Annotated in this window: 6 protein-coding genes; all 6 read right to left on the bottom strand. The window is 75.3% G+C overall.

Going from position 1 to position 8,115, the window contains the following annotated elements; genetic code table 11:
* Positions 1 to 1,557, bottom strand: a 1,557-nt coding sequence (locus LZF96_RS26905; protein ID WP_233866098.1) for a methyltransferase, incomplete at its 3' end; no start/stop codon positions are given.
* A complete protein-coding gene (locus tag LZF96_RS26435) occupies positions 1,554 to 2,942 on the bottom strand; it encodes a class I SAM-dependent methyltransferase (RefSeq protein ID WP_308294149.1) in 1,389 nt (462 codons plus the stop codon). The genes LZF96_RS26435 and LZF96_RS26905, both read right to left, overlap by 4 nt.
* Entirely contained in the window at positions 2,932 to 4,632 is a 1,701-nt protein-coding gene (locus LZF96_RS05260; RefSeq protein WP_233866108.1) for an ABC transporter ATP-binding protein, read from the bottom strand. The genes LZF96_RS26435 and LZF96_RS05260 overlap by 11 nt, the downstream gene beginning before the upstream one ends.
* Positions 4,629 to 5,516, bottom strand: a complete 888-nt coding sequence (locus LZF96_RS05265; RefSeq protein WP_233866118.1) for an ABC transporter permease — start codon at positions 5,514 to 5,516, stop codon at positions 4,629 to 4,631. The genes LZF96_RS05260 and LZF96_RS05265 overlap by 4 nt, the downstream gene beginning before the upstream one ends.
* On the bottom strand, positions 5,513 to 6,493 hold the full coding sequence (locus tag LZF96_RS05270) for an ABC transporter permease (RefSeq protein ID WP_233866121.1): 981 nt from the start codon (positions 6,491 to 6,493) through the stop codon (positions 5,513 to 5,515). The genes LZF96_RS05265 and LZF96_RS05270 overlap by 4 nt, the downstream gene beginning before the upstream one ends.
* The gene (locus LZF96_RS05275; RefSeq protein ID WP_233866124.1) at positions 6,490 to 8,046 is read right to left on the bottom strand and encodes an ABC transporter substrate-binding protein; all 1,557 of its coding nucleotides are present in this window, start codon (positions 8,044 to 8,046) and stop codon (positions 6,490 to 6,492) included. The genes LZF96_RS05270 and LZF96_RS05275 overlap by 4 nt, the downstream gene beginning before the upstream one ends.
* Positions 8,047 to 8,115 lie beyond the last annotated feature (69 nt).

The raw sequence follows: 8,115 nt of genomic DNA on the forward strand, positions 1-8,115 counted from the left end.
GTTCGGGGTGGTGCGAGGGTGCCGGCCGTGGGTTCGGTCGGAGTCGGCAGGGGCGGTTCGAAGCCCGGTCGGGCCGGTGGTCGCGCCGGGACGCCGACCGGATCCACCGGGCGGGGGGGCGGGGTCGAGGCGGTCGACGGCGTGGATGCGGTCGGGGAGGTCCGCCCCCATCACCGGACCGAGGGCGGCTGCGAGCACCTCGGGGTCGGGCCGCCGGGCACCGGCGCGGGCCCTGCCGGCGACGACCCGCTGTCCGGCGGCGCGGGCCAGGGGGTGGGCCGTGTCCGGCAGGACGGGCAGCGGGTCGAAGCCCGCGGCGTCCAACTCCCGGGCCCACTCCTCACCGGTGAGGAAGACCCGGTCCTCCCCGGCGCGGAGGTCGGTGAACCAGGTGCGCTCCCCCGGGCGGGCCGACATCAGGAAATACATCGAGGTCAGCGCCTGGTGGTGCTCGCCACAGGACTCCACCAGCACCAACAGTCCGCCGGGAAGCAGCAGTTCGCGCAGCGCCGCCAGGGCCCGTCCCACGTGCCGGGCGTTGTGCAGGACGTTCGCGGCCAGCACCACGTCCAGGGATCCGTCCGTCAGTCCCTGAGCCGCCGGGTCGGCGTCGATGTCGAAGAGGCCGTAGCGGAGCCGCTTCCCGAAAAGTGCCCGTCCCTCGCCGAGGAAGTAGCGGGAGACGTCGGTGAACAGGTAGTCGACCGGTGCCCCGGCCAGGGCGTCGAGGACGGCGCCGGTGGTGCCGCCCACCCCGGCCCCGACCTCCAACACCCGCAGGGGCTCCCGGGCGCCCGGGCGGACCCGCCCGGCCACCAGTTCCGCGGCGGCGGTGTTGGCCCATCGGCTGGGGGCGCTGTCGCGGTAGTTGCCCCGCGCCGTCGCCGCGTCCCCCTCGGGGAAGAGGAGCTCCTGCAGCGCCGCCCGGTCCCGCAACAACAGGGGAAGCCGATCGGCGGAGGCCAGGAAGAAGCGCGTCATGGCCGGGGGGTAACCCAACCCCCGGCTGCCCTCCTCCACCATCCGGCGGGACCGGGCGACCGCCGCCCGGTCCGGAACGTCGAGGCCGTGGAAACGCCCGGTGTCCGGGTCCCGGCGCAGCCGTCCCTCGGCCACCAGGGTGCCGAGCCAACGACGCACGATCCAGGCGTGTCGTGGTCGTGCCTCCAACCGGACCACCACCTCCTCGGCGGTGTGGGCGGCACCGGCGCGGAACAGACGGGCACGGTCCAGGGTCCGGGCCATCGAGAGCAGCGCGGTCTCGTCCAACAGGCGCATGAAGCCCGGCAACGCCTCGAGGTCCTCTCCTTCGACCGCGGCGTCCGCCGCGACCGCGGCGGATCCCGTCGGGGAGGAGGGCCGCGAGGGCTGTGCGGCCGGGGGGACGCCGGTGTCGTCCGTTCCCGTCACCAGGAGCGCGGTGGTCCGTTCGCCGACCACCCATCGCCACCGGGCCACCTCCGGTCGTTCGGCGAGGATCCGATCGGCCGCCACCACGGCGGCGGGATCGGGAAGGCGGCGTCCCTCGCCCGTCGGAGCCCCTGTCGGGGTGTTCACACGGCCTCCCGGGAGGGCCGGCCGGCGAGGTCGAGGGGCGGCAGCGGCAGCCCGGGGGCGACACGGCGCAGGTGGTCGCGGAGCAGTTCGGCCAGCCGGCGCCGCAGGAAGGCGGGGAAGGGTTCCCCGGCCGCGGGCCCGGGGGCGGGAGCGGCGACCCGCTGTGCGGCGGGTGCGGCCGAGGCGGGCACGGCGACGGCCAGCAGCCGGGGATCGCCGCCGTCCACCAGGACGGCGGCGTCGATTCCGGCCAGGGCGGCGCGCAGGGCGTACGGGGTGGGGGTGTCGGGGGTCTCGTCCACCAGACCGTTGGGGATGCCGTGGACGACGACCGGCGCCCCGGCGTGCGCGGTCCGCGCCTTCTCCGAGAGCAGCTCCGGCCCGCTCCAGGGAATGTACTCCACCGGCGGTCCGGCCCGGTCGCCGATGTGCAGCACCAGATCGTACCGGTACCGGGTGAGTTCGGTGGCGGCCGCCATGGTGCGGGCCCGGGTGCTGATCCGCACCGCACGCCCGGACGCGGCGACGATCTCTCGCACCGCCTCCGGGGCGAAGGACAACTCCTCGTCCTCCGCGATCGCGACACGGACCCGTTCGGCGATCCCCTCGAGAGGGGCTTGCGGGTCCCGGGTCCGCTCCAGCTCCGTGAAGTGCCGCTCCACCAGCGCGGAGTGCCGGATGTCACCGAGGACCACGGTGCCGCCGTCCGCGACGACGGCGAGCGCACCGCGCACCACGGCGGCCAGGTAGTCCAGGTTGGGGAAGCACTGCGTGACGGAGTTCAACACGACGCAGTCGGGCCGCACGCCGGGGCCGAGGACGGCGTCGGTGACGCGTCGGACCGTCGGGGAGTCCACCTCGTGGGCGGCGGCGCGGACGAACCCGGTGCGCGGCAGACCGGCGGCGGAGAGCCGGTCCACCGCGATATCGGCGACATCCGTGCCGACGTAGCCCTCCAGCGAACCGTGCAGGCGGTGGGCCAGCAGGCCGGTGCCGCACCCCGCCTCCAGGACCGTGCGGGGATTCGATTCGAGAACGAGTTCCACCGTGCGGTCGATCCACTCGCGCATGTGCTCCCGTGGCAGCGGTGCGCCGGTGACGGAATCCCGCCACCCGGAGAGGTCGAGGTCGTCGGCGTGCCGGCCCTCACCTGTGCCGTACACCCAGTCGTAGACCTCGGCCCAGTGCTCCAGGTGTTCGCGCAGCAGTGGTCCCGGGGTGGGGGTCGCGGAGATCGCCGCCGGGTCGGGGGTCACGCGCAGGCGACCGCCGGGGGCGGGTTCGGCACGGGCGACCCAGGGGTGCCCGGCCACCAGTTCGGCGGCGCGGACGAGTCGGGCCTCCGGATCGTCGGGGATCGTGGCGATCGGGTTCTCATCGTCCACCGGGGTGCTCCGTTCGTTCGGGGTGGTCGGGTGGGCCGGGTGGTGCGGGGGGTGCGGCGGGCGGTCCGGAGGTCGGGGCCGCCGGGGATGACCGGGAGGACCGGGGGTGTGTCGTCGGACTCCGCCCACCGGCCCCATCGACGACGGCCGGCCCCACGAGCCGGCTCCCTTCCAGCCGCAGGGTCCGGTCGGCGCGGGCGGCCACGAGCGGGTCGTGGGTGACCATCAGCAGGGCCAATCCCTCCGCCCGCAATCGGTCCAGCAGATCCAGCACCCGTTCGGCGGTGGGCCGGTCGAGCGCGGCGGTCGGCTCGTCCAACAGCAGGATGTCGGGCCGGGCCGCCAGTGCCCGGGCGAGGACGACCCGCTGCCGCTGCCCCCCGGACAGTTCCCGGGGCCGGCGCCGGAGGTGTTCCGGTTCCAGACCGACGGCGATCAGGAGTTCCCGGGCCCCGGCGCGCGCCGCCTTCCGGTCCAGACCGTGCAGCACTCGCAGCGGTCGTGCGGTCGCGGTCACCGCGCGGTGAGCGGGGTTGAGTTCTCCCAGCGGGCTCTGGCCGACCAGTTGGATCGCGCGCAGGTGGTCGCGCTCCCGGTACCGGGTGGCGGCGGGCAGTTCCGCCCCGTGCAGAAGGATCCGGCCCGAGGCGGGTGGGCGACGGCCGCACACCGTGTGCAACAGGGTCGTCTTGCCGCTGCCGGACGCGCCCGTGATCGCCAGTGCCCCGCCGCGCGGCAGGTCGAGGTCGCACGACTCCAACAGCGGTGAGCCGTCGGGGAGTTCCAGACGCAGGCCGCGCACGGACAGGGCCGGGACGACGGTTTCGGTCGGAACGGTGGGGAACGGTGCGGCGACAGGCATTCCCCCGCCCGGGGGCACGAAGGGGGGCGAGGTGCCGATCGGGGCCGCACCGGGCGGTTCGGGCACCGGGGCCGGACGCGCCGTCGTCCGACCGGAAGCACCGGTGACGGGGGGCTCCAGGCGCAGGACGGTGTCGCCCAGCGCCTCGGCGAACCCGGGGTCGTGGGTGACCACCACGGCGGCACGACCCGGCCGGTCCCGATGGGCCCGCACCGCCTCCTCCACCAGTGCCCGCGCCCCGGCGTCCAGAGCGGAGGTGGGCTCGTCCACGACGAGGAGTTCCGGATCACCGATCAGCGCGCGCGCCAGCGCGACCCGTTGAGCCTGTCCCCCGGAGAGTTCCGTCGCCCGACGGCGCAGGAGCCCGGGGTCGAGTCCGAGGCGCTCCAGAAGGGCGGCCGCACGGTCCCCGGCCTCCGGGTGACGGTCCGACAGACCCTCGGCGATCAGCCGGTCGACCCGCAGGCGGGGGTGGAGTTCGGCCGCCGGGTCCTGCCCGAGCCAACCGCAGCGGGCGCGGCGCACACGACGGGCCGGGGCCCCCGGGCGGACCGGCTCCCCGTACCACAGGACCGTCCCGCCCACCCGGCGCAATCCGGGGGGCAGGATGTCCAGCAGGGCGTGGAGCAGGGTGCTCTTGCCCAGGCCGGAGGGTCCGGTGACGACCAGGACCCGCCCGGCGTCCAGCCGGATGTCCGGGGCCGCGAGCACGGTGGTCGCGTCGGACACGCGCCGCACGAGGAGTCCCCCGGCGGCCAGCAACGGCGGCCCGGCGGGAGGACCGGGGGCCGTGTCGGGTGTGCCGGGACGCCCCGGGGTCGGGGTCATCCCGCGCCTCCCGGCCGACCGGCCGAACGGGCCGCCGCCCCGAGGACCCAGGCGCAGAGGGCGAGGGCGAGGGCCGGGGCAAGGAGCGCCGCGGGGTTGAGCCCCGCACCGGGCAGTCCTTCCCTCAGCATCAACGCCCAGTCCGGCGTGGGTGGTTGCGGCCCCAGACCGAGAACGGAGAGAGCCGCCGCGAGTTGCAGCGCCGTCACCAGGCGCAGACCGGCGTCGGCGGTGACCAGGCCGCGCAGAGCCGGCAGGAGCTCACGGAACAGGACGGCCGGGACCCGCTCGCCACGTTCGACCGCCACCCGCACCCAGCCGTCGCGGCGCAGGACGGCCACCTCGTCCGCGACCACCCGGGCGGTCAGCGGCGCGCCGGCCATCACCGACGCGGTGATCACGGCGGACGCGCCCGACAGGGCCGTCGCCAGCACCAGCGCCAGGACCGGGGCCGGCACCGCGAGCAGCAGATCGCACATCCACGCCACCCGACGGGCGGTGCGACCTCCCGCCCAGCCGGACCACAGGCCCGCCGCGGTCCCGAGAAGCACGGTGGCGAGGGCCGCCACGAGCGCGAGGGAGAGCAGGCCGGTACCCCCGGCCAGGACCCGGGAGAGGATGTCGCGCCCCAGGGCGTCGGTGCCCAGGAGTGTCGAGCCGTCCGGCGACGCCCACGGCGGGCCCACCGTGTGGTTCGGCGGGTACGGCGCGAGGAGGGGCCCCAGCCCCACCGTCGCCAGGAGGACGAAGGCCGCGACGGGGGCGAGGAGACGTCGGCGCAGCGGGCCGCGCCGACGAGGACGCGGACCGTCGGGGGTCCCACCCCCGGCTTCGGTCGTCCGTATCGGCGCGTTCCCGATCGTGGCGGGGGCACGTCGTCTCACCGCACACCCCCGACCGGGTCGGGCACCGGCGGACGGAGCCGCTCGCGCACCGCGTTCACGTCGTCGTCGGCCTTCGCGCCGGAGCGGGCGGCGACCAGGTCGGCCACCAGGACGCCCGCCAGCAGGACGAGGATCGGCGGCAGGGCGGCGGCCTGGACCACGGGAATGTCCCGTACCGCCACCGCCGACACCAGCAGCCCGCCGATGCCCGGATACCCGAAGATCGTCTCCACGAGCGCGGTGCCCGCGGTGATCCCGCCCGCCAGCAGCGCGCCGACGCGCAGCGCCGGCACCCACAGGAACGGGACCACGTGCCGCCACAGCACCAGCAGTGGCGGCAGTCCGCGACGCTCGGCGTCGATGACGTGCGGCCGGCGCAGGGTGTCGGCCAGTACCCCGTGCAACAGGCCGGTGGCGTAGCCGGCGGAGGGCACGGCGAGGGTGAGGGCGGGGAGCACCAGCGCCTGCGGGGAGGTCCAGGCGGAACCGCCCACCGGGATCAGTGACACCGGCGGCACCCATCCCAGCAGCCCGGCGAGGACCCCGCCGAACACCGCGGCCCAGGCGGGTTGGGGCACCGCCGCGAGTCCGGCGGCGACCGCGCCCCCGCGCCCTCCCCGCAGGTGGGCGAGGAGGAGCGCGAGCGCCGTCAACAGGGTCGCGAGCAGCAGGGCGACGACCACCAGGGCGGTCGTCGCCGGCAGCCGCTCGCCCAGGAGTTCGGCGACCGGGCGGCCGGTGATCAGCGAGCGCCCGGGGTCACCGGTGAGCAGCCCGCCCAGCCACAGCAGGTACCGCACCGGGGCGGGGCGGTCCAGGCCGAGTTCGGCCCGTCGGGCGGTGATCTCCTCCTCGGTCGCCCGGCCCGCGTCGCGCGTGTCGCCGGCGTCGCCGGGAAGCAGTTCCGTGGCCGCGAAAACGACGACGGTCGCGGCGAGGGCCAGCGCGACCACGCGGGCCGGGAGACGGGGACTCACCCTTCCAGCCGCACCCGGTCGATGAACATCCGCTGGAAACCGGGGCCGTCGGGCAGGTCGTGGACGTGCGGCGCCGCGAGGTCGATGCCGTCACCGGTGCCCCAGACGACGTATCCGCCGTTCTCCCACAGCTCCCGCTGGATGTCGGCGAGGAGCTCGTCGCGTCGCGCCCCGTCGGCCGTGGCCATGGCCTCCTCGAAACCGCGGTCGAACTCCTCGCTGCGGTGGGCGGTCTCGTTGGTCGGGGACTCCGACAGCAGGCCGACGCGGACCAGGTCGGGGAAGGAGATGCCGCCGTAGTAGCCGGTGTAGAAGGGCTTCTGCGCGTAGACGGTGGTCCAGTAGTCGTCGGCGGGCTCCACGCTCACCTCGACGGTGACCCCGATCTCCTCCAACTGCCGGGCGTAGAGGGTGGCGGCGGTGTCCATGCCGGGATAGGAGGTGGTGGTGTGCAGGGTGACGGTCAGGCCGTCCCCGTGCCCGGCCTCCGCCAGCAGTTCACGGGCGGCCTCCACATCGTGTTCGCGCTGCGGCAGGTCGGTCGGGGTGGAGGGATCGTGCGGGGTGGGCAGGTCGTTGGCGATCCCGCCGTACCCCAGGAAGACGGTCTCGACCAGCTCCTCGCGGTCGGCGGCCAGGCGGAACGCCTCGCGCACCCGCGGGTCGTCGAACGGCGCGGTGTCGGTGCGCATGATGAACGGATAGGTGGTCACACCGGAGCGCCGGACCACCTGCATGTCCTTCTCCTCGGCGGAGGCGACGGCGGTGGGGGCGACGCTCCCGGCCACGTCGACGGCACCGGAGAACAGGGCGTCCACCCGGGTCTGCGGATCGGCGACCGCCCGGATCTCGATCCGCGTCGGGTCGGGGGCCTCACCCCACCAGGCGTCGTTGCGGACCAGGACGGCGGTGTCGGCGGCGGACTCCTCGACCCGGTAGGGGCCGGAACCGGGAACCGCCCCGGTGAAGTCCTCGGTGCCCTCGGGGATGACGAAGGTGATCGACGCCAGGGCCACCGGCGCGTCCGCCATGGGCACCCGGGTGGCCAACTCGACGGTGTGGTCGTCCACGACGCGGGAGTTCTCGAGGTCGAAGTCGGCCAGCCGCCCGTAGTTCTCGGCGGCCTTGGAACCGATGCGGCGCAGCGAGTGGAGCACGTCCCCCGCCTGCACCGGCTCGCCATCGGTGAACTCGGCGTCGTCCCGCAGGGTGAACGTCCACCGGTCCATGGTGTCGTTGGGCTCCCAGTCGGTGGCCAGGCGCGGCTCGGCCCCGCCGTCGTCACCGGGGACGGTCAGGACGTCGTAGACCAGGGCGAAACGCAGGACGTCGGACTCGTTGCCGAGGCCGCCGTGCGGGTCGTCGCTCGCGGTGGCGGGTGAGCCGGCCACCGCGTACCTCAGGGTGGTGTCCGCCTCGGAGGCGGCCGGGGCGTTCCCGGAGGCGCCGGAATCGGTGGTCTCGGAGGAGCAGCCGGCCAGCACGAGCACGCACACGGCGGTCGCGGACAGCACGGCTCTCGCCGCGCGTGGGCGGCGGAGGGACGGGGTCATCGTGGTCACGGTCTTTCTCGTGGTTCCTTCTTCGGAGGTCCGGGGTCCGGGGTCCGGGATTCGGGCCCC

Source organism: Streptomyces sp. ST2-7A (assembly GCF_021390475.1).
In the GTDB taxonomy this organism is placed as follows: Bacteria; Actinomycetota; Actinomycetes; order Streptomycetales; family Streptomycetaceae; genus Streptomyces.